This window comes from Streptomyces sp. NPDC003042 (assembly GCF_053591315.1).
Window position 1 is genome coordinate 23715 of sequence record NZ_JBSFTP010000037.1, and the last position, 24867, is coordinate 48581.

The 24867-nt window shown below is 69.6% G+C and carries 24 protein-coding genes and 3 pseudogenes; 16 read left to right on the forward strand and 11 right to left on the reverse strand.

The annotated features are described in order from the left end of the window. Positions 1–48: 48 nt before the first annotated feature. Entirely contained in the window at positions 49–375 is a 327-nt protein-coding gene (locus ACWDYJ_RS19410) for a hypothetical protein (protein WP_451566786.1), read from the reverse strand. A gap of 627 nt (positions 376–1002) precedes the next feature. Between ACWDYJ_RS19410 and ACWDYJ_RS19415 the strand changes: the two genes are divergently transcribed. After that, positions 1003–2361: an outer membrane protein assembly factor BamB family protein gene (locus ACWDYJ_RS19415; protein WP_451566787.1), complete on the forward strand. Its 1359-nt coding sequence runs from the start codon at positions 1003–1005 to the stop codon at positions 2359–2361. A gap of 66 nt (positions 2362–2427) precedes the next feature. Here the strand turns inward: ACWDYJ_RS19415 and ACWDYJ_RS19420 are convergent, their stop codons facing one another. From ACWDYJ_RS19420 to ACWDYJ_RS19445, 6 genes and pseudogenes are all read right to left on the reverse strand, one after another. Then, on the reverse strand, positions 2428–3267 hold the full coding sequence (locus tag ACWDYJ_RS19420) for an IS5 family transposase (protein WP_451566788.1): 840 nt from the start codon (positions 3265–3267) through the stop codon (positions 2428–2430). Between the two features lie 354 nt (positions 3268–3621). Next, on the reverse strand, positions 3622–5772 hold the full coding sequence (locus ACWDYJ_RS19425; RefSeq protein WP_451566789.1) for a hypothetical protein: 2151 nt from the start codon (positions 5770–5772) through the stop codon (positions 3622–3624). A 178-nt stretch (positions 5773–5950) separates the two neighbouring features. Further along, on the reverse strand, positions 5951–6994 hold the full coding sequence (locus tag ACWDYJ_RS19430; protein ID WP_451566790.1) for a hypothetical protein: 1044 nt from the start codon (positions 6992–6994) through the stop codon (positions 5951–5953). Between the two features lie 106 nt (positions 6995–7100). Continuing rightward, on the reverse strand, positions 7101–7412 hold the full coding sequence (locus ACWDYJ_RS19435; protein WP_451566791.1) for a hypothetical protein: 312 nt from the start codon (positions 7410–7412) through the stop codon (positions 7101–7103). A gap of 55 nt (positions 7413–7467) precedes the next feature. Next, positions 7468–7578 (reverse strand): annotated as a pseudogene (locus ACWDYJ_RS19440) (hypothetical protein); the annotation flags it as partial. 11 nt (positions 7579–7589) lie between these two features. Then, positions 7590–8615: a transposase gene (locus ACWDYJ_RS19445; RefSeq protein ID WP_451566792.1), complete on the reverse strand. Its 1026-nt coding sequence runs from the start codon at positions 8613–8615 to the stop codon at positions 7590–7592. Positions 8616–8684: 69 nt separating this feature from the next. Here ACWDYJ_RS19445 and ACWDYJ_RS19450 point away from each other — a divergent pair, with 69 nt between their 5' ends. The 3 genes and pseudogenes from ACWDYJ_RS19450 to ACWDYJ_RS19460 all read left to right on the forward strand — a co-directional run. Next, positions 8685–9224 (forward strand): DEAD/DEAH box helicase family protein, encoded by a 540-nt coding sequence (locus ACWDYJ_RS19450; protein WP_451566793.1) that lies wholly within the window; start codon positions 8685–8687, stop codon positions 9222–9224. Beyond that, positions 9221–9736, forward strand: coding sequence for a hypothetical protein (locus tag ACWDYJ_RS19455; RefSeq protein ID WP_451566794.1), 516 nt, complete (start codon positions 9221–9223; stop codon positions 9734–9736). The genes ACWDYJ_RS19450 and ACWDYJ_RS19455 overlap by 4 nt, the downstream gene beginning before the upstream one ends. Beyond that, positions 9700–9838: pseudogene (locus ACWDYJ_RS19460) on the forward strand (transposase); the annotation flags it as partial. The gene ACWDYJ_RS19455 and the pseudogene ACWDYJ_RS19460, both read left to right, overlap by 37 nt. A 60-nt stretch (positions 9839–9898) precedes the next feature. Here the strand turns inward: ACWDYJ_RS19460 and ACWDYJ_RS19465 are convergent. Then, complete coding sequence (locus tag ACWDYJ_RS19465; RefSeq protein WP_451566795.1) at positions 9899–10435, reverse strand: hypothetical protein; 537 nt, start codon at positions 10433–10435, stop codon at positions 9899–9901. Between the two features lie 272 nt (positions 10436–10707). Next, positions 10708–11688, reverse strand: a pseudogene (locus ACWDYJ_RS19470) (IS5 family transposase). Between the two features lie 190 nt (positions 11689–11878). On the opposite strand from ACWDYJ_RS19470, the gene ACWDYJ_RS19475 reads away from it, so the two are divergent. Beyond that, entirely contained in the window at positions 11879–12262 is a 384-nt protein-coding gene (locus ACWDYJ_RS19475; protein WP_451566796.1) for a helix-turn-helix domain-containing protein, read from the forward strand. Here the strand turns inward: ACWDYJ_RS19475 and ACWDYJ_RS19480 are convergent. Further along, positions 12199–13056, reverse strand: coding sequence for a TIGR03621 family F420-dependent LLM class oxidoreductase (locus tag ACWDYJ_RS19480; protein ID WP_451566797.1), 858 nt, complete (start codon positions 13054–13056; stop codon positions 12199–12201). The genes ACWDYJ_RS19475 and ACWDYJ_RS19480 overlap by 64 nt on opposite strands. Positions 13057–13106: 50 nt before the next feature. After that, the gene (locus ACWDYJ_RS19485) at positions 13107–14327 is read right to left on the reverse strand and encodes an MFS transporter (RefSeq protein WP_451566798.1); all 1221 of its coding nucleotides are present in this window, start codon (positions 14325–14327) and stop codon (positions 13107–13109) included. Positions 14328–14530: 203 nt separating this feature from the next. Here ACWDYJ_RS19485 and ACWDYJ_RS19490 point away from each other — a divergent pair, with 203 nt between their 5' ends. From ACWDYJ_RS19490 to ACWDYJ_RS19540, 11 genes are all read left to right on the forward strand, one after another. Beyond that, entirely contained in the window at positions 14531–15256 is a 726-nt protein-coding gene (locus tag ACWDYJ_RS19490) for a transketolase (RefSeq protein ID WP_451566799.1), read from the forward strand. Between the two features lie 24 nt (positions 15257–15280). Next, positions 15281–16189 (forward strand): transketolase family protein, encoded by a 909-nt coding sequence (locus ACWDYJ_RS19495; protein ID WP_451566800.1) that lies wholly within the window; start codon positions 15281–15283, stop codon positions 16187–16189. Between the two features lie 102 nt (positions 16190–16291). Next, the gene (locus ACWDYJ_RS19500; RefSeq protein ID WP_255306236.1) at positions 16292–16417 is read left to right on the forward strand and encodes a hypothetical protein; all 126 of its coding nucleotides are present in this window, start codon (positions 16292–16294) and stop codon (positions 16415–16417) included. An 89-nt stretch (positions 16418–16506) separates the two neighbouring features. Continuing rightward, positions 16507–17355 carry a JmjC domain-containing protein gene (locus tag ACWDYJ_RS19505; RefSeq protein WP_451566801.1) on the forward strand — a complete coding sequence of 283 codons (849 nt, stop codon included), beginning with the start codon at positions 16507–16509 and terminating at the stop codon, positions 17353–17355. Continuing rightward, a complete protein-coding gene (locus ACWDYJ_RS19510; protein ID WP_451566802.1) occupies positions 17352–18167 on the forward strand; it encodes a hypothetical protein in 816 nt (271 codons plus the stop codon). Before ACWDYJ_RS19505 ends, ACWDYJ_RS19510 begins: the two co-directional genes overlap by 4 nt. After that, entirely contained in the window at positions 18164–20017 is a 1854-nt protein-coding gene (locus ACWDYJ_RS19515) for an alpha/beta hydrolase family protein (RefSeq protein WP_451566803.1), read from the forward strand. The genes ACWDYJ_RS19510 and ACWDYJ_RS19515 overlap by 4 nt, the downstream gene beginning before the upstream one ends. Next, complete coding sequence (locus tag ACWDYJ_RS19520) at positions 20014–21297, forward strand: YcaO-like family protein (RefSeq protein ID WP_451566804.1); 1284 nt, start codon at positions 20014–20016, stop codon at positions 21295–21297. Before ACWDYJ_RS19515 ends, ACWDYJ_RS19520 begins: the two co-directional genes overlap by 4 nt. After that, a complete protein-coding gene (locus ACWDYJ_RS19525; protein WP_451566805.1) occupies positions 21294–21968 on the forward strand; it encodes a TfuA-like protein in 675 nt (224 codons plus the stop codon). The genes ACWDYJ_RS19520 and ACWDYJ_RS19525 overlap by 4 nt, the downstream gene beginning before the upstream one ends. A 1-nt stretch (position 21969) precedes the next feature. Continuing rightward, positions 21970–23088: a JmjC domain-containing protein gene (locus ACWDYJ_RS19530; RefSeq protein ID WP_451566806.1), complete on the forward strand. Its 1119-nt coding sequence runs from the start codon at positions 21970–21972 to the stop codon at positions 23086–23088. A 3-nt stretch (positions 23089–23091) separates the two neighbouring features. Next, positions 23092–23898 (forward strand): CmcI family methyltransferase, encoded by an 807-nt coding sequence (locus ACWDYJ_RS19535; RefSeq protein ID WP_451566807.1) that lies wholly within the window; start codon positions 23092–23094, stop codon positions 23896–23898. Positions 23899–23968: 70 nt separating this feature from the next. Then, positions 23969–24496, forward strand: a complete 528-nt coding sequence (locus tag ACWDYJ_RS19540) for a GNAT family N-acetyltransferase (RefSeq protein ID WP_451566808.1) — start codon at positions 23969–23971, stop codon at positions 24494–24496. Positions 24497–24867: the final 371 nt, after the last annotated feature.

Here is a 24867-nt window from a genome sequence, read left to right on the forward strand (position 1 = left end):
GCGGCTCTTGGTCCATGGTTCCCCCACCCAGCGATAGCGCCCATCCCCTCAAGGGCAGACCCATAGTAGGGGGCGTAGTCGGCTGTGATCAATTTCTGGGATTGACCCTCGCGGCTGGACCTGAACCGGTAGATCGTCTTTGTGACGCGGATGCAACTGACGGATGTGTAGCGGGAGTTGATCCATGCGCTTGAGCGCGTGCAGGGCCGGGGTGACCTCGGCGTTGAAGCAGGCCCGGTACATCTCCGACAGCTCCGCCACCTTCTCCTCGGTCTCGAGGAACATCTCCGCGAGCAGCGGGTCCCTCCCCGGGGCGAGGACGAACGTGAAGCCCTTGCCGAGCAGCTCGTCCTCGATCTCGTTGACGTGGTACATCTCGTGGAGCCGGTGCAGCGGGGGGATCCCGGCCTCGTAGGAGACGCCGCACCGACCTCGACCTGGAACGGCAGGAAGTCCGTGAGCTGCGCCAGGTTGTCGGCGTAGACCGGCTGTCCGGCGGTGTCCTTCACCCGGACTCCGTGGGTCAGGACCTCCCACGGCCGGCGCCGGATCGTCCGCGGCGGGAACGTGTTGACGGAGGTGAACGTGGTGTCGATGACCTCGTGGTCCGCCGGCAGCCTGCGGCCCGCCCGCCCGCCCTGCCCACCCGGCCTCTCGCCACCACCTCTACGTGCCGAATAACTGATCGTTTCAGAATGAGTTGAGCTTCGGGTCTTGTCCTCGACGATCTTGCTCGGCAGGGTCTCCGGAGTGTGCGCTGATCTTGTTCGTGACAACCTGCGGGAGCGGGTGGCCCCGCGGCTGCCGCCCACGCCCGAACGGCGCCGTCGCTACCTCGGGCTGGCGCGCGTTTCCTACGCGTGCAGCAGCCGCAGCGGAGATGAGCCCGACGCCTTGACGGTGCCACACCTGCTCGGACCCATGTCTATGATCACCGCGCTGGGAGAACCATGACGCCCCGTCTGCCGGCTGGCGGCGTCACGCCAAGGGGGGGTAGCGAGCATGGCCACGCGAACGACGCGATCGAACGACGACGAGCCGAACGGCGATTCATCCGCGCGCAGGGAACGGACCCGCCGCATCCTGACCCGCCGCTTCCTGATCCGGGGCGGTGCGATCGCGGCCCTGATCTGCGCCGTCATAGTCGCCTCCGTCTGCATTGCGGGACGCTTCCCGGGCGACTCGATGGACATCGCCTGGGAGGCCCCCGCGGACGGCACGGTCCTCGACCAGGTCAACGGGACCCAGCCGTACGACAGTGACGGGACCTTGCTGTACGACGGCGACGGGTCCTGGCTGGCCGGCGACACGTTGGTGCGGAGCCGATCCTACGCGGCAACCGGCCACGACGCCGGGACCGGCAAACAGGTCTGGGAGTACTGGCCCCCGCGCAACTCCAAGATCTGTGCAACCAGGGCCGACGTAGACCAGTCCGTCATGGTCGTCACCCGCGACAACGAGAACCGGCCCGCCTCGGACAAGCAGCAGTTGTGCACCACACTCGCCGCGGTCGACATGAAGAACGGCCGCGAGATCTGGCGCACCTCAATCCCGGCCCTGGACCGCACAAGGCGCTTTGGCGACCGCGAGCGTGCTCAGGTGACCGCGGGCGGCGGTCTCACCGTGCTCACCCACCAGGGACTGCGCGCCGTCGACGTACGCACCGGCACACCCCGCTGGACGGCGGCCGTTCCCCCGAACTGCGTCCCTGCCCATGCCCTGCCCGCCGTGCGGCACGTGGGCGCCCTCCTCACCTGTGGTGGCTCGAAGAAGGAACCGAACGGGATCACCAAGGACGCCGAACTGCACGCGGCCGCGTTCGATCCGGCCACCGGCGCGCTCCTGTGGTCCACCCCGATAGGCGACCGTCAGCCGGTCGTGTGGGGCCAAGGCCGCGCGCACCTCGTCTCCGCCGACCCACTGGTTGTGGACGACAACAGCGCCTACCGCTCCTTCAACAGGGACGGCCGGCCCAACCCGCCCATCAGCTCCAGAAGTCTGGCCATCGGCACCGTTGCAGTGGACGACACCAGGCTCTACTCCATCGGCGGCCGCTACGTGAAGGGCGTCGGCACCCGGCACCACGCCATGGCCTTCGACCTGGCCACCGGACGGCAGGTGTGGAAGAACGACCTTGACACCCACATCAGCGTCTTCCACCTCCAGGACGGGAGACTGACCGTGGTCGACGAACGCCGTGACCTGCTGATGATCCCGGCCGTGCGCCTGTACCTCCTCGACCCCGCCACCGGCAAGGAGCGTGACGTCCGCCGCTTCCACTACGGCGAGGATCCAGTGGCCGAGGCCTTCGAGTACAAGGGTCTGCTCATCGTCGGTGGCACGGCGTACAAACGCTCGTGACTCGATGGCTTATCAGAGGGCGTTTCATCCCGTTGTTTTATCCTGGATTGCCGGGTTGAGTGTGGTTCACGTGCCGCGCCAACTCGGTGTGGATTCGGCGGTGAGGCGGCGGGTCATGAGGTTGATCATCGCGAGGTGGATCATGGCTTCGGAGCGGTGTGGGTGGGCTTCGTAGTCGCGGGCCAGGCGGCGGTGGTTCATGAGCCAGCCGAGGGTTCTCTCGGCGGTCCACCGACGGGGCAGGACGGCAAACCCCCTGGTAGCGGGGTCGCGGCGGACGATGTGCATGTCGATGCCGAGGGTGGCGGCATGTTCGACGAGGTGCTGGCGGTAGCCGCCGTCGACCCAGGTCTTACGGACGGTCGGATGGTCGGCGGCGACCCGTTCGATCAGGGTCTGGCCGGCGATCGAGTCCTGCACGCTCGCAGCGGTGACCATGACCGCCAGGAGCAGGCCGACGGTGTCGATGACGATGCTCCGCTTGCGGCCCACGATCTTCTTGCCGGCGTCGATGCCTTGCTCGGAGGCGGGCACGTTGGTGGATGTCTTGATGCTCTGCGAGTCGATGACGCAGGCGGTCGGTTCCTCCTCCCGGCCTTCCTGCCTGCGGACTTGGCGCCGCAGGAGGCTGTTGAGCTGATCGAAGACACCTTCCTCCTGCCATCGGGCGAAGTAGGCGTAGACGGTGTGCCAGTGTGGATAGTCGTGCGGCAGGTAGCGCCAGGGGATCCCGGTGCGGTTCACGTATAGAACGGCATCCAGCAGACTGCGCAGGTCGTGGTCGGGAGGCCGGCCGATGTCCAGGCCCCGGCCGCGGCGCTCGGACCGCCACGCGGTCAGGACCGGCTCGACCAACTGCCACCGGGCATCGGACAGGTCACTGGGATATCGGCGACGTTCAGGCACGATTCCGAGCTACCCACCCACGACCCGGCAGGCCCGGGCGCAGACACCGGCGCCCGAAGCACACGGCGCACAACCCGGCACCTTGGGATGAAACAGGAGTAGCCAGACCAAGACGCCCTTGCGGCCGCCGCTCCTGCATCACAGACCGCATCAGCCCCAGGGGCCCCGCTCAACCTCAAGCCGATAGCGGCACTAAGCAGCCAAATATGGGTCTAAACGCCCTCTAAGTCACAACTGGTGTGACTTAGCGCCGCAGTTGGCCCGTCCGGCCAACTACGACGCTCACGGTCCGGGACGAATGGTGCGGGGCGCGGCCTGGTTCGGATGTCGAGGCAGCCGACGATGCCCGGCAGGTCAGGGTGCCGCGGGGTCCGGGCAGGCGGTGAGAAGTGGCCGGGCGCGGTTTCGGAGGGCTTCGTCCTGGCGGATGACGCGATCTTCGACTCCCGAGCGGACCACCCGGGCGTCGCCGTCGGCGAGAGCGGCAAGTCGGCGCGCGTGGTCGCCGGTCAATGCGTCGGGGCCGAGTGCTTCCAGGGCGTCGCAGGCACCTGCCGGATCGGCGTCCGATTCGGCCGACCGCAAGGCGGCCTCGGCGAGCGCGGTGCGGTCCAGCGAGGCGGGTTCGGCAACGGCCGTGAGGGCCAGCACCGCGGCCGGTGCCTGTGCCGGATCGTCGAGGGCGGCTTCCAGGCGGGCGGCGAGCGGCCGTCCCGCGGGGCCGAGGAGGACCGTCGTGCGGGCGGCCCGCACCACCGACCACCGGGACCAGGGGTTCTGTTCGGCGCGTGCGAAGACCGAGTCCAGAACGGCAACTACCCCGTCCGCGTCCCCCGTGACACGCCACAAAGCCTCAGCGAGGGCCGTGTCCGTATCCAACGCGGGCGTGGTGTCGCCGTCCGTGCCGCTGAGCGCCTCGCGCAGGGCAGGCGCAAGCGCCGCTGCCCGGGGACCGAGCGCACCAGCCATCCTGGCGGCCTCCCTGAGCTGGCCGGCGCCACGCCGGAGGTCCTGTTCGAGGCAGTGCAGCAGGGGCGCGATCTCGCCGTCGAGGTCGTGCAGGGCCTTCGCCACGGGGAGGACTCCCTGCTCGGCCGCTACCGCCCGCAACGAGGTGACGGCCCGGGCGCGGTCCGCCGGAGCGCAGACGGCGGCGACGGAAGCGATGGCCCGGGCGGCCTGGCCGGGCAAACGCTGGAGCGCCGCGCACAGCTCGGGCAACGCCGGCGCTGCCTCGTCGCCCCACCCCGCCAGCAGGTTCGTCAACTGCCAGGGTTCGTTGCCGCTCAGGGCCTCGGGCCGGGCAAGGCGGTCCCGGACCGCGTCGAGGAGTTCGCCGCTGTACGGGAAGGCGGAGTCCTCCGGGCTCCGGAACCCGGCGGCGGCATCGAGGGCCCGCGGGCGCCGCCCGAGGCCAGCGGCCAGGATCGGGGCGGACTGCGCGGGCGCAACCAGTACGAGCGCGGCCAGGGCCCGGTCCGCATGGTCGTCGTCGTGGTCCGGGTTCCGTCCGGCGAGGGGGGCGAGGATGTCCGCGGCCGGTGCGGCCACGCTGCCCAGCCGGCCCAGGAGGGACGACATGGCGACCACCGACTCCTCGTCGACGGCCGCCGCTCGCAGGTTCCACACCAGTCGCCGCGGGGCACTGCGGGAGAGCATGCAGGCGCGGTCGGCCGCCCAGAGGCCTTCGGCCCGCACCTCGGCCCGACCGTCGTGCAGGGCTGCGTCGACCAGTGCGAACGCCACCTTGCGCTCCATGCGGCGGCCCCGGCCCAGGAGTGCCTCGACGACGGCGGCCAGCGGCTCGCCGCGTTCGAGGTCGAGATGAGAGCGCAGGGGGTCGGCGGGCAGAAGGGACAGCATCGTTGTGTGCATGGGCTCGGTCCACGGAGCGCCTGCGTCGAGGGAGGCGAAGACGGCGGCCATGCGCACCTCGGCCGGCTGGGACGGGTCCAGGACGGCGGCGGCCGCCGCCGCTCCGCCCTGCGGGTCGAGCCGTGCGATCCCGGCCAGGACCTCCGCGCGCGCGGAGGGTTCGGGTTCCTCGTCCCAGCGCGCGCGGAGGGAGGGGAGCGCAATCGCGGTCGCGCGGGTGTGGGACACCGCCCAGGCCGCGGTCCGGCGGACCTCCGGCTCCGGGGAGGCCAGCAGGGGCAGTAGCAACGGAAGCCGGTCCGCCACGGCCGCCCGGACCGCGCCCGGTGCCACGCCGTACTCGTCCTCGCTCTCTGCCATGCCGCCGAGCAGCGCCAAGACGTCTGCCGTGCGGTGGCCGGCCGCCGCGATCCCGGCCAGGAACGGCACCGTCTCCGCGCTGGCGGCGTAGACCGTCCCCTGATGCAGAACGCTCCCGTACAGCTCCGACAACGCCTCATCCGCCGCATCCACGTCGGCGCCGGTCAGAGCCCGCAGTAGATCGGGAAGGTCCTCCGCGCTGCCGTACGCATGGGAGAGGAAAGACCAGGGCCGGGCATCCAGGCCGTCGAGCGGGTGTACGAGATCCATGCGGAGCATCGTGCCAGCCGCCTCTGACATGACCCGGCCACCCAGGGGTACTCACCCGGGCGGTGCCACGTAGAGCGCTCATGGGCCCACTACAGCGCCCAGTCACAACCATTGTGACTGAGCACTCGAATTGACACCGTCCCCGGCTCAGCCTCGCCGTAGACGCCCAGCCAGACGTTCATGATTGGTACGCGTCGTGGTACCTGCGTAGCCGGAGGGCGCGGATGGCGGGCAGCCCGACCAGGGTGTACTCGAAGGCGCCGGGGTGGGGCCGCAGTGGGTACCAGGGGCGCGGCGGCAGTGGGTAGTCGTCGCGCAGGACGCCCTCCGGGAGCACCCCGGTGGCGGGCACCGGCGAGGTCTCGCCCGGGTAGGCGAGGTACGCCCATACTCCGCTGTCCAGCGGCACCACGGCCGCCTCATCGCCGGGCGGGCGCCAGGGTTCGCCCGTGCGGGGGTGGCGGGGGACGAGGAGGACATCAGGACGGGGCCGAGACGCGCGGATCCCCGGACCGGCCAGCCCCACGGAGCGGGCATCCGGCCCAGCGGGGAGGCACCGCCCGACGGCGTGGCCGAGCAGCTCTGCGACGGGGCCGGCGGGCAGGGACACCGGGCGGTCCCCGGTGGCCACTACCAGGTGGGCCAGCGCGACCCCAACTGCCGCCTCCCACCGGCGGCTCCACGACCCATCGGGTTCGACGGGCGGGACGCGGTGCTCGGCGCGCTTCAGCTCGTCCCAGTCGGGAGGCGGCCCGGCCGAAAGCCCCGAGGGGCGGCGTACGACCGCGTCGGGCTCCAGCCACACCGTCTGCCACACTCCGCAATCGTCCATGCGCGTAGCCACGGCACGCCCGCACCCCTCGCACGCCAAATTGGGGCCGGCCCGGCCGTCCACACCCCGGCAGTAGCCCTCGCACTTCTCAAGGATCAGGACCATGGACCGGGAGTCGCCTGGGGCGATGACGATCCGGTTCCGTGCCCCGAAGGAGACGGAGTACACCGGCGCGTACACGCCCTGTCGGGCAGCCGCGTCCTCTCCGACCTCCTCCCACAACCGCCAGGGCGGTCCAGTGGGCCCGGGGTCGACGGCGTACGTCGCGGGCTCCATCAGCGGAGGATGGAGTTCCTCCCAGCCCCCGTGATGGGTGTGGACCGGGAGGGCGACTCGGGACACCGGCGCCGTCACCTCGGTGCCGCACCCGGCACACGCGAACACGTCCAACAAGCTCTCCCTCACCCCGGTTCCCCGGGAATTGTGCCTCGCCTACGGCGGAGGACCCACCGGATATTCAGGGGTAAGGCCGGTGGGCCGCGCCTACGTCGCCACATCAAGCCGCCGCCGTCCACACCACGTGTCGCACACCGCAGCGGCCCAAAGCAGAGGCACTGACCACGACATCCGTGAGGGGGCCTACCGCTCGCTCTTCGAGAAGCCCGACAGAAAGGCAGTGCCCCAGGCAGGCGGCCCAGCCCCGCGGGCTGGCGCCGTCGGCGACCTCGGCCGCCGACGGCGCCGCCTTCCCGTTGGCCTGGTGGTCGGTCTGGCCGATCACGTGATCCGTGAGGTTGTGGCCGACTGCGAACACGGCCCACACCGATCCGAACGTCGCCAGGGTGGCGACCTGCTCAATGGGTTTCATCGGGCATCGCTGATGAGGATCTCGGAAAACGGCTGTGACCGCAGTTCCGTGATGACTACGGCTGTATGAGGATTCGGGCTCTCAGTACGTGGAACGAGGCTCGGCCGTACATCTGCCGCTTGATCGTTTTGATGCGGTTGACGTGGCCTTCCACGACGCCAGAGCTGTATTGCAAGGTCAGCCCCGCGGTGACGCGTCGATATCGAACTTCATGAACCGGGCGAACCCGCGGATCGGCTGAGGCGCGTCACGCTCCACGTCGCTGATCCAATCGGGCAACAAATGACCTGTGCGTTCGCGGACCAGGGCGGTGAACCGCTGCGCGATCTCGCGGGCGCGGGCGATGTCTGGGCAGGCCAGGCAGACGTCGCTGAGCCGGACCTCGTCATCTTCACTCAACGACTCAGGGCGGCGCGTGATCCAGGATGTGATCGCGCGTGGGCTCGGAATCGGTGCTGGTGCGGGTAGGGCAGTGCCGTCTCGGAGCGTCGCGACGTATCGGCGGACGGTCTGAACGGTGCCTCCGAATCCACGCTCGCGGACTTCGCGGAAGAGCCGGCTGGCGTCCGTGCAGCCGTTGGAGAACCGGGCCTGCAGGTAAGGGTGGAAGGGCGTGAGGAGCCCCGTTCGACGATGCCGCGCGGATTCGATGAGCACGCCGACATCGCTGTCCCGGAAGTGCCGCACAGTTTTGCGGTCCATGCCCAAGCGGCGCGCGATCGCGCTGATCGTCCACCCTTTGTCCACCAGATCGAGGATGTCAGCGTGCCGGTGGACGGTGCGCTCGACGATGGCGGTCTTCGGCAGCGCGGCCGGCTGATCCGGCACGCAGGTGTCAGGCACCGGCGCGTCAGGTTGAGCTCGCTCTTGGGCGTGTTTTCGCAGGCAGCTGCGGTGCTGGTGACATATCTTCTCCACCACAACGGACAGGTTTTGCAGCAGATGCCACCGGTCGGCCACCTCGATCGCCCCGGTGCCGGCCTGCTTTATCGCGCGGGTGTAGCTGGTAGCCCGGTCCCGGCAGATGACCTCCGCTCCGGGATGGGCCTCCAGCCAGGCAAGAAAGGTCTCCGAGCTGCGGTCGGGCAGAACATCGAACGGCTTTCCCTGTTCCACGTCCACGAGCCCCGTTCCGTAGGTGTGGCCACGTCGGAAGACAAAGTCATCCACCCCCAGGATCCGCGGAGCCCGGGCCGGAACCACCGGCGCCGAGAGGAGGCGGATGAATGACGCACTGTGCCACCGGTCGCAGGAGACGAAGGACCAGCAGACGTGACGAGGCAGCTCCGCTCACACCAGCGGGGGGCGGTGGACGCCGTGCTCCGCGCCCTCGAACTGCCGGCCCGGTCGACCGTGCCCGCGCAAGGACTGCGGACTCAGGTGATCATGGCGACCGGGTCCGGGAAGAGTCTCGTCGCCACCCGGAGCGCGGAGGAGCTCCGGGCGGGCCGTGTACTCGTTCTCGTGCCGTCGCTGGACCTGCTCGCCCAGACCGAGGCCGCGTGGCGCGAGGGAGGCCACCGCGGCCCGATGATCGGGGTCTCCTCCCTGCTTGGGGAGGAGGTGCCCTTCCCGAACACCACGGACGTGGACGAGCTGGTCGCGTGGGTGCGCCCTTTCGATCGTGTCACGGTGTTCGCCACGTACACCTCCCTCGGACTCGGCACCCTGGAGCGCGCCCACCAGGCCGGCCTCCCCGGCTGGGACCTGATCGTCGTAGACAGGCACACCACACGTCGGGCCGGATCGGCAAGCCGTGGGCAGTCGTCCACGACAACACCCGGATCCCGGCCCTGCGCCGCCTCTACATGACCGCCACGCCGCGGCTGTGGCAGGCCGCGGACGACGAGGACCAGGAACAGGGCGCGCCGGACGAGCTGGTGGCCAGCATGGACGACGACCCCGACAGCCCGTTCGGCAGCCGGTGCTTCACCCTGACCCTCTCGGAGGCCATCGACCGGGGGATCTGTGCGCCGTACCAGGTGGTGTGCGTGGACATCACCGACACCCAGCTCCAGGCCGCCCAGCTCCTCGGCCCCGAAAGCCGCTCCGACACCGTCCGCGGGGCGCGCCTGGCCGCTCTGCAGGCCGCGCCGGTGAAGGCGTCGGCCGAGGAGGGCTTCCGGCGCACGTTCGTCTTCCACCACGTGGTGAAGGAGGCAGAAGCCTTCGCGGCCGGCCTCCTCGGTGTCGCCGCCCAGCTGCACGACAGTGACCCCGAGCTGTACCGGATCGGCAACCAGCGCTCCAGGGCCGCGACGCTGACCCCGGAGCGGGTGGAGCAGCTATCCGCGCCCGCGTCGAGCACACCTTCGCCCGGATGAAGAACTGGAAGATCCTCCGCGACTGCCGTCAAAAAGGTGATGGCCTCCCCCACGCCGTCCCAAGCGGTCGCCACCATGCACAACCTCGCCACGGCCCGGTGAAACAGCAGGTCAGCCAACACGCCGACCTGCCCACACCCACCCTTCCGCAACAACCTTTATTTAGTAGCAGTCCATGCGCGATCCGTCGGTCGACGCCTCTGCGAACAGGTGGAACCAGATCCGGGGCACGGAGCCGGTCGGCTCGGGACCCGGGTCCACCAGGTAGAACTCGCGGAGGTCGGCGGGTGACTCGAAATCGACCATGACGCTCGGCCGGTCCGGGGATTCGAAGCAGGTGACGGGGATCCGGCCCTCCGGCGCTGCCCCGGTCCGCTGGACCGGATGCCAGCCCGCCGCCGGCAGTTCCCGTGCGTAGTACGCCAGCACGTCCGCGACGCTCCCGTCGTACACGTACAGCCGGTCCGCGCTCAGCCAGGCGTCCCCGCTGTCGTCGGTGCAGGTGGCCCCGTCCGCCGCGCCGCCGTCGACGGGCCTGGCCCCCGGCGGGTGCAGGTCCAGGGCCGGCAACTCATCGAGGGCAGCCACCTCCGGACCGGTGCCCTCACAAGTCGTGAAAGGGGAGAGGAAGGAGCATCCGCTCAGCGTGGTCCCGACGAGAACGGTCGCGAGCAACAGCCGCAATCCAATCATGTTCATGGCGGAATTATGACCCCAGGCCAAGCTCCCAGAAACCCCCGCTGCGGGCAGCTCATACCCCTCACCCTCCCGAACTCCGACGCCTGATCACCCGCCTCACCCACCGCCGACCAGCACCCGTCGACCACGTCATGCACTGGTCCCACCGGCGCCGCCGACGCCAGTTCCAGGCCCGCACCAGCCACTACAAACGACGCGGACACACGCCACCAGAGGCCAACAACCATCACGTCAAACACCGTTGCAGTACTAGGGCCTGTGTGATGTCGTGATCATTCGGTGGTCTTCAGTAGGTCGTCGATCCAGATCATTGCGGCGCGGAGGTGGAGGCCGGCGAGGTAGCTGTCCGGGGTCTTGTCGTATCGGGTGGCGATGCCACGCCAGGCCTTCAACTTGTTGATCAGGCGTTCGACCGTGTACCGCTCCTTGTAAAGGTCGGCGTCGTGGCTGACGGGTCGGCCGCCCCGTGCGCCTTTTTTCTTCCGGTTGGCGGTCTGGTCCCGCTTTTCCGGGATGACTGCTTTGATACCGCGTCTGCGCGGGTAGGAGCGGTTGCCTCGGGATGAGTAGGCCTTGTCCGCGGCGACCGCGGACGGTGTCGTGCGGGGACGGCCGACGGGCAGGCGGACTCTCACCTTCGCGAGCACGGGGATGAACTGCGGGCTGTCCCCGGCCTGCCCGGCGGTCAGGACCAAGGCGAGCGGACGGCACCTGCGGTCTGCGGCGAGATGAATCTTGCCGGTCAGGCCGCCCCGGGACCTGCCGAGCAGGGCTTGCCTCAGGCGGAGCTTGCGTCTGCGTCGGATGCGCCGACGCTCGGTCTGTCCGTTGTGTTCCTCCGGTCCGCCCTTTTTTGGCGGGCCGTTTCCTGCTCCCGCGCGGCCTCTTCCAGGGCCTCCATGAGGTGCTTGCTGACGCGCATTCCCGCCGCGTCATGGTGGGCGCGGACCGTGGTGGAATCCACGCTGACCAGCGACAAGTCGGTCCTTCCCACGCGGGCCCCCCTCGGCGATCAGGCCTTCCAGCAGGGCGGTGAAAACACCGGCGTCCCGCCAGACCCGGAAGCGTCCGTAGACGGTGGCCCAGGGCCCGAACTCGGCAGGCATCTCCCGCCACTGGGCACTGGACCGGAACCGCCACATCACACCCTCGAACTGCTCCCGCAGCCGCTCCGGGTACGGGCCGTACCTACCGATCGGCAGATACGGCTCGACGAACTTCCACTGCACATTGGTGAGTTGCCTGCGTGTCACGACCACAGTCGTACCGGATTCCACCTCGCGAAGAGGACAGGACCCAGGAACTGATCACGACATCACACAGGCCCTAGTTGCGTGAACTGAGAGGTGCGCTGAGCCATGAGCTCATGCGGAAACATCCTGAGGGCGCCACAGGCACTCTCCCCCGACACCATCGCGCTCACCCTGGATGTGGTGGTGGGGCATGGCACTTGAGCCAATCCTGTGGGCCCTGCACGACAGCCCCGTAAACAGCACGACGGACAGGATGCTGCTGGCCGGCCTGGCCGAGGAAGCCGATCCGGACGGCACCAACGCCTTCCCGTCGCGGCGAACACTGGCCCGGATCGCACTATGCGACGTCAAGACGGTACAGCGGCGTCTGGCCTCCCTCACCAAGCGCGGTGTGATCACACTCGGCGACCAGGCAGCCGCCCGATACATCCCCGCACATGCCCGCCCCAAGGTCTACGACCTGCAGATCCCGGCCGACTGGTACGGCAGCCGGTCGGCTCCGCGCCCGCGTCAGCGGAGCAGCGCTATCACCTTGGCGAAGGTGTCGAGCGCCGACTCCTGCACGGTGACGTAGTCGAACCCGAACCGTTCCCGACGAGCGATGAGTTGCTCGGCGATCTGTTCCGGGCTCCCGATCAGCACGGCGGGTAGTTCGCCGACCTGTTCGGGGCTCAGCGTGCCCCGCAGGAAGCGGGAGTAGTCCTCCCGAGCGGCCGCGCGGTCATCCGTCACCTGCGTGCGCAGCACGATGATGTTTCGATGCACGGTGTCCCGGTCGGATGCGCGTAGTTCCGCATCGACCAAGGCCACCCGGTCGTCCATCTGCCGATCGGTGAGGAACTGCATCCCCCGACCCTGCGGGTCGAATCCGGTGCCGGCGAACGAGACGATGTCGGCGTGCCTGGCAGCCAGTCTCAGCACCCGGTCACCGTTTCCGCCGATCATCAGGGGCGGCCGGTCGGACGCGGCGCCGGGGCGTGGCCGGGCGGCGCTCCAGGCCCGGTTGACCTCGTCCAGGGTCTCGACGAGTCGGTCGACGCGCTTGCCCGCCGCCTCGAACGGAATTCCGGCCTGGTCGAACTCCTTCTTCTTCCACCCCGCGCCGAGGCCGACCTCCAGCCGCCCTCCGGTGAGCTGGGCGGTAGTGACGACGTCCCGGGCGAACAGTGCCGGGCTGTAGAACGAGGTGTTGCTCACGAACGTGCCGACCCGGACGCTCCTGGTCGCCTCGGCAGCCAGAACGCACGCCGGGAAGGGCGATGGCATGTCGATGTGGTCGGGCACGGTGATCACGTGGTAGCCGAGGGCCTCGGCACGTCGGGACTTCTCCATCCAGGAGGCCCGGTCTTCGAGCTTCCAGAAACTCACGCCGAACCGCATATTCATCGCACAGGTCCTGTCCTTGAGTGTGGGGAGACTCAGACGGCGGTGGCCCGGTCGCGTTCGGCCAGGCGGACCGCCGGGCCGATCAGCACTGCCCCGGCGAGGAGCGCCGCCGCCACGATCGCCCAGCCGTAGGGCGCGAGGTCGGTCGCGAACCAGGCCACCGTGGCCGGGCCGAGTGTGGCCTGCGCGACCATCCTGAGGTGGAACGCGCCCAGGTATTCACCTCGGGCGGTGTCAGGAGCCAGCCCGTAGCCGATGCCGAACGCGCCGGCGGACTGCCACAGCTCTCCGGCGGTGATCAGCAGGACGGCGACCACCGCGATGCCGACGGTCGCCCAGGAACCGATGAGACCACCGAGGACCATGACGAGGCAGGCCGCCGCGCTCACCAGCCCGGATCGGCGGGCGGCGGCGACAGCGCCGTCCAAGTGGTCCGAGCCTCGGGCGGCCCGGACCTGCAACAGGACCACCAGCACGGTGTTCAGGATGAACACCAGCGGGATCACGCTGCGCGGTACGCCGTCGACACTGAGGATCCACAGCGGTACACCCACCGCGAGCACGGTGCCGTTGAGGGCGAGCAGAGTCGACACGCCGATCACACCGAGGAACGGGACGTCACGCAGCGCCCTGAACCGTGAGGTTCGTTCGGGTGGCGGCCCGGGGCTGGTGACCGGCAGCCTGACGACCACCAGTGCGGCAAGCGCGAAGGACAGGGCGTTGCCGAGCGGCAGTGCCTGCATGGCCGCACCGCCGATGCCGATCAGCCCCGCGGCGATGAGCGCGCCCGCGGAGAAGCCGACGTTGAACACCGAACGGAGCGCGGCCCGTGCGGTGACACGGTCGGCTTCCGGGACCAGATCCATGACCAAGGTGTGGAACAGCGGACCGCTGCCCCATTCGAGGGCGCCTACCAGGGCCACCACCACGAAGAACGTGGGCGCCGAGTCGACCATCGGGTACATGCAGTAGACACCGGCGAGGGCCAACATGCTGATCAGCAGCATGCGCCGGGCACCGAACCTGTCGGCTGCCCGCCCCATCAGGACACTGGAGAAGAATCCCGTGAGCCCTGCCAGGGACAGCCCGATCCCGACCTGAGCGGTGGGCAACCCGACGACCACGACGAAGTAGACAGTCGAACTGGCCAGGAACAAGCCGTTGCCGACGCTGTCGAGCAGGTGCAGCACCGCCAGGGGGGCCGTCGGGCCGCGCAGCGAGGCGTAGTTGCTACGAACGAAGGAGGTGATCACGCCATCCGCCCCCCGGGGACCTTCCCCTGCCGAATCAGCCTCTGGAACACCCGCGTCGTCTCCCCGGGCGGTATTCGTTCGTCGTACACCCACCGATGCCTCATGGCCGCCCACCCTAGACCACTGATCGACGACCCGGCAGTGGCCCTGAGCCCTCCCGTCACGGTCCGTGAGTGACGGCCGGTGAAGATCGACGGTCGTGTATGTTCGCGCCTCTGACCGGAGTTGGGGAAGTAGGTGGTGTGATGACAGGGCTGGTCTACGACGACCTGTACCGCTTGATGGCTTCGATGACCGGGGACGAGAAGCACGCCGAGGCGGCGTCTTCCACCCTGGATGTGCTCTGGGTGCTCTACGACCGGGTGCTGCGGGTCGGGCCCGACATGGCGGACGACCGCGACCGGTTCTACCTGTCGAAGGGGCACGGTCCGATGGCCTATTACGCGGTGCTGGCCGCGAAGGGCTTCCTCGATCCGGCCGAGTTCGACCGGTTCGGCACCTACCACGCTTCTCTCGGCCACCACCCGGACCGGTTGCTCATACCGGGGGTGGAGATCTCCAGCGGGTCGCTCGGCCACGGTCTCCCGTTGGCCGTAGGCACCGTGCTGGGCCTGCGGGCGCGCGGCCTGACGTCACCTCGGCTGTGGGTACTGCTCGGCGACGGCGAACTCGACGAGGGCTCCAACCACGAGGCGATCGCCTACGCCGGCCGCAGTCGGCTCGAGCAGCTCAACGTCGTCGTGATCGACAACGGCAACGCGACCCAGGGCTGGCCCGGCGGATTGGAGACCCGCTTCGCCGTGGAGGGTTGGGCGACGGCGCGGGTCGACGGGCGCGACCACACCGCACTCGAGGCGGCGTTCACCGCTCCTCATCCGGGTCGCCCCTCTGTGGTGGTCGCCGAGGTCGAGTACAGCCCTAGCCACTGACCACACAACCGAGGAGGAGAAGCGATGGCCGGGCAGATGCGAGAGCGGTTCGTCGAGGTCACGACGGAGCTGCTCGCCGAACACGAGAACCTCGCGCTGGTCACAGCCGACCTGAGCGCGAAGATGTTCGGCCGGGCCTCCGGCGAGCATCCGGATCGGGTGATCAATCTGGGCATCCGCGAACAGTTGCTGATCAGCGTGTCCGGCGGCCTGGCCCTGGCCGGGTTGCGACCCATCGCGCACAGCTTCGCGCCGTTCCTCATCGAGCGGCCGTTCGAGCAGATCAAACTCGACCTGAACCACCAGGACGTGGGCGCGGTGCTGGTCAGCGCGGGCGGGTCCTACGACATCGCCAGCGGTGGGCGGACCCACCAGTCCCCCGGAGACGTGGCGCTGCTGGCCACCCTGCCCGATTGGACGATCCACGTTCCGGGTCATCCCGACGAGGTGGAGGCGCAGCTGCGCCGGGCGGCGGCGGGGAGCGGACTGGTCTACATCCGCCTGTCCAACCAGGCCAACGAGAACGCCTACCACCCGGACGGGAACGGGTTCCGGGTGCTGCGCGAGGGCGGGCGGGGCACCGTGATCGCGGTCGGACCGCTGGCCGACGCCGTACTGGAGGCGACCGGGCCGCTGGACGTGACCGTGCTGTACGCGTCGACCGTCCGGCCCTTCGACGCGGCAGCGCTGCGGGCCGCGGTGGCCGACCAGTCGGAGGTCAATGTCGTGCTCGTCGAGCCCTATCTCGCGGGCACCTCCGCCGCCGAGGTCGCCCGCGCCCTGCCCGACCGGGCTCATCGAACGCTGTCCCTCGGCGTGCGCCTGGACGAGTTGCGCCACTACGGCACTCCACGTCAGCACGCGATCGCACACGGTCTCGGGGCAGCGGGTTTGCGCCGCACCATGGCCGAATTCCTTGGATATTTGCATTAGTTGGCGGGCAGATGCCCTATCGGAATGATCCAGATCGACGTACTGTCGATGCTTCATCCGGTGCAAACGCGCTGGAACCGTCTCAAACCAGAAGGAGTCGGCATGTCTTTTGACGACAAGCTCCGGGCGACCGACGCTGAGCTGCTCATCGCAGAAGCCAACGCGGAAATCGAGGAGCTCTCGGACCACTCCCGCCCCATGGTGATCGAGAACATCAACGAGGCCTAAGAACACAGGTCTTCGGTGAGCCAATTCTGGGTGCCGCTTCGGCGGCCCCAGAGTTGGTCCGGATCCGACCAAGAGGGACGGCTGTGGTCATGGAACATCCGCTGGTCCGACTGATCGACGACGTGGACCTGTTGGGCACTTACTGGAACAAGAAGTTCGGCTTGTTCCCCAAGGCGGCCCCGCCGGACGGCCTGATCGACGAGCACGCCATCCAGGCCCAGCTCGACGCCGGCCTCCTGCGCTGGCCCTATTTCACCCTGATGCGCGAGGGCAACCAGCCCGCGATCGGTGACTTCACCCGATCCCGGAACGTGCTCGGCCAACGCGTCGGATCGTTCGCCGATCCGGAGAGGGTCCGGTCGCACCTCGCCGCCGGCGCCACCATGAAGTTCAGCCAACTCGAAGACTGGCACCTTCCGATCCGCACCCTGATGCGCGCCCTGGAGACGCGGATCGCCGCCGAACTCAAGGCCTACGTCTTCTACACCCCCTGTGACAACACCGGGATGCTCCCCCACCGGGACGGCTCGCACGTGCTGGCGCTCCAGCTCGCTGGTGCCAAGGAGTGGACGATCTACGACGCCCCCGACCAGATCGACGCGCGTCCGGGGCTGAACGTGGACGCCGACAGCCGCTCGCACACCTTCGTGATGGAACCCGGCGACGTCCTGTACCTGCCACACGGCTTCCCTCACGTGGCCACCGCCCGGGGCGGCACTTCCCTGCATCTGACCTTCACCATCACCGAGCCGACACCACGTGACTTGGCCGGGGCCCTGATGGCGACCTTCGAACAGCCTAGGGTCGACCCTGCCCTGCCCCTGGAAGACCGGGCGGCGGCCGTGGCGAAGGCGCTGCTGAACCACCTGGACTCGGCCGACCCGGACGTCCTTGTCGGCACGGCCGTCGAACGAATGCGGAACAGGACGATCCGATGACGCTACTGGCCGACATCGTCGGAGATGTCGACGCCTTCGCCGCCGAGATATGGGCGCGGCGGCCGGAAGTCTTCCGGTACGAGGCCGGGCCGGACCTGCTCGTACGGGCCGCCGCCTGGGAGATGGTCGAGTGCGGGCTGTTGGTCGCACCGTACTTCAGCATGCTCCGCGAGGTCGGCGGCGGCGCGACCGCGCAGGGCATCACCACGACCCGCGAGGTGTTGGGCCGGGCATTGCCCGCCTACGCCGATCCGGATGCGGTGCGCGCGAAGTACGCGTCGGGGCGGGTGATCACCCTCAACCAGCCCGAGGACTGGCACGTCGGCATCCGCGGCCTGCTGGACGCGTTGCGGGCGGACCTGCGGGGCGGGGCGCGGTCGGCGGTCTTCCTGACTCCGCCCGGCGCGAGCGCGTCTTCGGAGCACACCACGGATCAGCACGCACTGCACTTCCAGCTGGACGGCGAGTCGCACTGGACGCCGCCCTCCGGCCCGGCGATCGAACTCGTTCCCGGCGATGTGCTGTACCTGCCCGGTGGGCAGGACACCAGCTGCGAGGCCGGCCCGGACGGATCGTTCCACCTCACCGTGACCATCGAAGAGCCGACCGGTTCCGAGCTGGCCGGCCTGATGATCGCCGAGTTCCTCGACGGCCCGGCGGCCACCGAGATCGCCGGGACCCACCACTTCCTCACGCCGGCTCAGAAGACCGCTTGGCTGCGTACGGAACTGGGCAAGGCACTGGCCGACCTGGACCACGCGGCGCTGGTGGACCGGGCCGCGGTCGACCCGCGCCGCGGCGGCCGAACATGAAACCGGACGTCTTGCTCGGCCAGGTCCGCGCGGAGATCGCGCACCGGCTCGGGGACGGCTTGGTGCTCGAGGCCAGGATGACCCGACCCGACCGGCCGTATCCGGTGCCGTTCGTCCTCGGTTACGCACCGGGGCCGGACGGCGAACTCACCCTGGCGCACGCCTACGCCGGGGCCTCCGCGGTGACCGTGCTCGACGACGGCTATCTGTTCCTCTCCGACACCAAGGCGGGCAACGGTCGGAGCCTGCGCCGGCACCGGCCCGACGCCGAGACGGAACTCGTGCTGAGTCCGGGCCGCGACGTGGTGTCCTACGCCGCCGGCGGCTCCGTGGTCGTCGCGGCGGCCTGGGTGCCCGTCGACCGGGCTGATCCACACCGAACCGCCGTCCTCCTGGACGGCGACCTCTGGCCGCGCTCCGGCTACCAGGCCGCCGGTGAGGTGCTCGGCCTGCTTCTGACATCCCTCGAAGCCGGGGTGCCGGAGTCACTCGACGTCACGCTGGCTCCGAACGAACGGCTCACAGGACTGTTGTCACTGACCCCGGACGGCAGCCGGTGCGCGGCCGGCGTGGTCCGCTTCCTGCCCGGCGGCCACCGCCGTCACGGCCTGCTGCTCATCCCCGTGGCGGACCCGACCGCCGCGCAGGCGGTGTGGCCGGACGAAGACCTGCGGGATGCCGTGCCGTCCCCGGACGGTTCGTGGTTCGCCTGCACGGCAGAGCGGGTGGCCACTGCGGGGCTCGGACCGCGCCAGGGCGTGGTGCTGGTGGCGTCGGACGGCTCCCGGCTGTTGCGGCCCGCCGCCCGTCACCCGCACTGGCTCCAGCCGAGGGCTTGGTGCGGGCACACCCTGCTCTGCGTCGGCGAGGACCACGGCCGACGGCGTCTGTACACGGTGCTGCCGGAGGGCGAGCGTCCCGAGCCGGTCGAGCTGTCCGGCTCCGTGGGGTCCGTCACCGTCACGGCAGCCGAGGCATTGGTCGTACAGTCCCGAGTGGACCTGCCCCCCGAAGTAGTCGCCGTGGACCTGGCCGGATCCTCCGCGCGCACCCTGCTGGCCCCGGCGGCCGCCGCCCGGCCGACCGGACGCATGGAACGACTCAGCCATCTCGCCGAGGACGGCACGGTGTGGCACAGCTGGCTGTGCCTGCCCGCCGACGAACCGGCCGAGCCGCTGCCGGTACTCGTCTGGTGCCATGGCGGCCCCTTGTTGAGCTGGATCGACTGGTCGTGGCGGTGGAATCCGTGGCCGTTCGTCGCGGAGGGCCATGCCGTGCTGATGCCTGATCCTCCTCTGTCCATGGGGTACGGCCAGGAGACGGTCGAGCGGGGCTGGGGTCGGTGGAGTTCGGAGGTGGCCTCGGTCGCCGCCGAACAGGTCCGCGCGGCGCTCCGGCGGCCTGACCTGGACGCACGGCGCGTCGCCGCGATGGGCGGCAGCTTCGGCGGCTACCTCGCCCTGGCCCTGGCCACCCGGTTGCCCGAGATCCGACTCGTCGCCAGTCACGCCGGCTGGTCGGACTTCGCCGCCGTGGCCCGCGCCAGCGACCTGCACTGGCACTGGCTTCGGGAGTACGGGCCGGTCGAGGAGTCCGAGGCATACCGCAGGGAGAGCCTCGCACTGGACGGCATCGATCCGGGAGTCACCGTGTTGCTCTCGCACGGCTGCGCGGACCAGCACGTCCCGGTCGGCGAGGCCCGGGCCATGTACCGGGCCCTGGACACCAGGAAGGTCGACGTACGGCTCATGCTGCTTCCCGACGAAGGTCACAGCATCGAGCGTGCGGCCAACGTGACCGCCTGGTACGACTGGGTCCGCGCGGCCTGCGCGGAGGTGCTGGCAGCATGACGACCACCACGACCACGCTCACCCCGCGGATCAGCCTCGGCCGCGAGCACTGGCTCCCGCCGACCACGGCCGACGCGACCACCGCGGGCGGCACTTCGCTGCGGATCCGCACCCTGGAGGCGACCGCGGAACTGGCCGGCGCGGTACTCGACCGATGTGGCATCACCCGAATCGCCGACGTGACCGACCTGGACGTGCTCGGCATCCCGGTGTTCAACAGTTGCCGTCCCGACGCCGCCCCCGGCCTCAACACGGTCACCAGTGGCAAGGGCACGACCGCGACGGCCGCACGGGTCTCGGCGATGATGGAGGCGATCGAACGCACCTGGTGCGAGCCCCGGGCCGCCGAACCGCCGCTCCGCGCGAGCTACGCCGAACTCGTCGCGGCCGGTCGGCCGACACTCGACCCCCGGCGGCTGATTCTCCGGCGCGGCCACCGCTGGACCGAGCGGCAGCCGCTGTCCTGGTGGCCGGCGCGCGAGTTGCGCTCCGACACCGAGGTACTCATCCCCGCGCTGGCGGTGTTCACCCCGTTTCCGGACGAGTACGGGATGTTCTCCTCGAACACCATCGGCCTGGCCTCGGGCAACAGCCCGCGCGAGGCACTGCTGCACGGCCTGCTGGAACTTGTCGAGCATGACTGCACCGCGTTCGGCGAGACGCTGCGGGGCGGCCACCGCATCAGGTCGGGCACGTTGCCGGCCGAGGCGCGGGAACTCGTCGCCCGGTTCGAAGGGGCCGGCATTCAGGTACAGGTGTTCGGCTACGTCAACGAGATCGGCATACCGACCGTCTTCGTCACGACCGACGACACCCACTCGGAGGACGGCCTCCTGATCAACGGCGGCGCCGGCTGTCATCCCGACCCCACCGTGGCGCTCAGCCGAGCACTCACCGAAGCCGCGCAGTCCCGACTGAACGTGATCTCCGGAGCTCGCGAGGACCTCAACGGCCAGGTACACCGCCGACACGCCTCCTACGAAGAGATGCGCAAGATGTTGCACACCTGGAGCGCCGGCCGGTCCGAGCTGGACTTCGGCGAGCTACCGAACAGCACCACCGGCAGGGTGGAGGGAGACCTCCGACTGGTTCTCGACGGGCTCGGGACGGCCGGATTGGATCTCGTGTTCGCCACCGAACTCGCACCGCCCGACCTGCCGTTCTCCGTGACCCAAGTGATCGTGCCCGGCATCGAGAACCACCACAACGACCCGGCCCGGCTCGGCACCAGACTGCACGCCTCGATGGTCGGGGCCGGGTTGGCGAGGTCCCCGCGATGACCCGCCCCAACACGATCCTGTTCACCGGACCCTCCCTGCGCCCCGCCGACCTGGTCGATTTGCGGGCACTCGCCACGAGGACAGGGCACGACCTGGACGTGCGGCCCCCGGTGCGCCGACTCGACCTGGTCGAGGTGGTCAACGCCGGCGGCATCGATCGGGTGCTGATCCTGGACGGCGAGTTCGGCCAGAACCTCGCGGTGAGCATCACCGAGATCCGCTCGGTGCTGGCCTCCGGGCAGCCTCTCGTCGGCGCCTCGTCGATGGGCGCGCTCCGGGCCGTCGAGTGCCGGACCCTGGGCATGACGGGCAGCGGCTGGGTGTACGAGCAGTACCTGTCCGGCGCCATCGAGTCCGACGGAGACGTGGCACTCCTGTACGACCCGGAGGACTACTCCCCCGTGACCGTGCCGTTGGCGAACGTCCGCTGGTTGCTGAGCCGAACGGAGCTGTCCGCCGAAGACGCCCGACGTGCCCTCCGCGTGGCCCACGGCCTGCACTTCCGGGACCGGCGGCCTTCCCTCCTGCTCCGGCGGTGGAAGGAGCGGCTGCCGGCCGCCGTGGTCGAGGTCCTCGAACCGGAACTGGCCGAAGACCGCCGGGACACCTGGGATCGCAAGCGGCTTGACGCGCTCGAAGCGGTACGCGCCGTACTCGGAGAGGAGAACTGACATGAGCGTCCTTGACGCGCTCGGCGACCCGACCTGGTTCACCGACGATTGGCCCGCCACGCCCTACCACCGGGTGGGCAGCGCCTCCGAGTTGCGGACCACACTGACCTGGTCGGCGCTGGACACGATCCTCAACGACCAGGGACTGCAGGCACCGGCGTTCCGGATGGCCCGGGACCACCGGTTGGTACCGGCAGAGCTGGTGACCCGGCCGGAACGGCACACGTCGCAGGCCGTCCAGGGGCTGGCCGACCCGGTCCGGATCGGCGCCGAGCTGGCCGACGGGGCGACGCTCGTGCTCCAGGGGTTGCAGCGGTTCTGGCCACCATTGGCGGACACTTGCCGGCGCCTGGCGGCCGACATCGGGCATCCGGTGTTTGTCAACGCCTACCTGACACCTCGCACGGAGCAGGGCTTCGGCGCCCACCACGACCCCTACCACGCCTGGCTGACCCAGGTCTCGGGCAGCAAGTCGTGGCGACTGTGGGCGCCAGACCACGACCCGGCCAAGGATCCGGCCGACTTGGAGGTGGTCCTGGCAGAGGGTGACGTGCTGTGGATACCTCGGGGGTGGTGGCACAGCGGGAGCAGCGGCTCGGAGCCGAGCCTGCACCTGACCTTCACCGTCTGGGCCACGAAGCTGGATGCCGTGCTGCGCGCCCTGTTGGCCGAGGTTCTGCGTGATCCCGGGCTGGCCCGGGAACTGCCCCCGGGCGCGTTCCGGGACGGTACGCGCACCGAGGCCACGGTGGCCGATGCGATGGGAGAAATCGCCGACATGATCGCCAAGCTGGTCCCGGAGACGGTCGCGACCCGGGTGGTCGGTGCGCGGCTGGATCAGTTCGCCCCGCTACCCGCCCGTCCGGTGTCGTCGGGGATCGGCGAAGACCGGGCTGTGCGGTTCCACGCCCATCCGGAGGGGGTCCTGCACTCCGACGGGATCCGGTTGCGAACAGCCGACCGGCTGATCACCCTGGAGCCCGGCCAGGAAGCCCTATGGCATGCCGTGTCGGGCCGGACCGACAGCTTCACCCTGACCGAGCTGGACGCGGACCAGGCACTGCTCGACCTCCTGGTCGACGCCAGGTTGGTCTGTGCCGCACCCTGCCCGGGACGCTGACCCATGGACGAAGTCGACGTCAAGGGCCTCGCCGAGATCGCCGAGCGCCTCGTGGCCGCGAAGGTCGAGCGGCAGGGCGGCATCTCCACCTATCACGACCACCACATCCGGGGAGCGGTGACCGAGGCCCGGCGCACCGGCCGATCCGACGAACTGACCGGGTACCTCGCACTGCTGACAGGGGAACGGTACCGGGATCCGCTTCCGCGCCTCGATCGATCCGACCGGGACGTGCTCGCGGCCCTCGCATTCCCGGTCCAAAACTTCGTCGCCACCCAGGGCGTCACCGATCACCTCACGTGGGCCGGTCGGCCTCTGTACAAGACGGTGTTCGACCTGGCCGGTTATCCGATGCTGATCGCCGAGCTGGTCCCGGGCACTATCATCGAACTCGGCTCCGGCAGCGGCGGGAGCGCACTCTGGCTGGCCGACGTCGCAGCGGCGCACGGCCAGCGACCGGAAATCATCTCGATCGATCGCACTCCGGTGGACCTGGCGGACGACCGGGTGCGGTTTCGAACCGGGGACGTCGGACGTCTCGGCGAGGTCCTCGCCGACTCCCATGACCTGCCCAGGCCCTGGCTGGTGATCGAGGACGCCCACGCACACGTCCGGGCCGTGCTCGACTTCTTCGATGCCCGACTGACCTCCGGCGACTACCTCTTGGTCGAGGACAGCCTGGCCAAGCGGGCCACCCTCCGCGAGTTCCTCCGCAGCAGTCCGCATCGATACCAGCTCGACACCCGGTATCTGGACCTGTTCGGCGAGAACTCGAGCTGCGCGATCGACTCGATCCTGCGGCGGGTGTAGGGCGCGCCAACATGTGCGCCCTCCCCTGGCCCGACCGTCTCATCCCATGCACCGCGACAAGGACTGACCCATGCACACCAGTACTGCGATCCGCTTGATCGAGCCCGCCGACGCCACCCCGATCGCCGCCCACCGGAAGCGGGACGTCGAGGCCTTCCGACGGTGGGAACCGGCACAACCCGCCGACTTCTTCACCCCGGAGGGCCAGGCAGAGCGGATTGACGGCCTGCTCGCCGGACACCGGGCCGGCACCATCTGGCCGGGTGTGGTGCTCGCCGACGACCGCGTGATCGGACAGGTCACCGTCGGAGGCATCCTGCCGCAGCCACACCTGCGCCGTGGCTCCGTCGGATACTGGATCGCCAGTGTCGCCCAGAACCAAGGGCACGCCGGACGCGCCGTCGGCCACGTGCTCCGCGTCATGACGGACGAACTCGGCCTGCACCGCGCCGAGGCGTCCACCAACCTGGAGAACCTGCCATCGCAACGGGTACTGCGCCGCAACGGATTCAGCCCGTACGGCGTCTCCCACTCCTCGATCCTCCTCGACGGGAGCTGGCGGGACGGCCTGCTGTGGGAACGGATCCTCGGCGACTGAGTGCAGGCGGAACGCAGGTGCTGTGGGTGAAGAACTCACCACCAGACTCACCAGACCAACGCAGCCGTCAATCACCAGCCTCCGACCCACCCTCTGCCAGTGGTGGAATGAGGGAGCCGCAGACAGCGGAGCAACGACTCGCGTACCTCGACCGGTGGCTGAAAGACGCTCGGCGATGACCAGCGACGTCGACGACACACATAACCCCCGGGCCAACGCGATGTTGGTGGAAACCCTCGCCGGGGCTTTGCGGTCCACGGAGAGCGGGCTCAGCGCGGTCCCTGAGCTGTTGGCCCGCGCCTTGCCGAGGGATCGTGGCGATCGTTCATCACCCCACGCGGCGAGCATGTCGAGCATGACCGTTTCGAGGA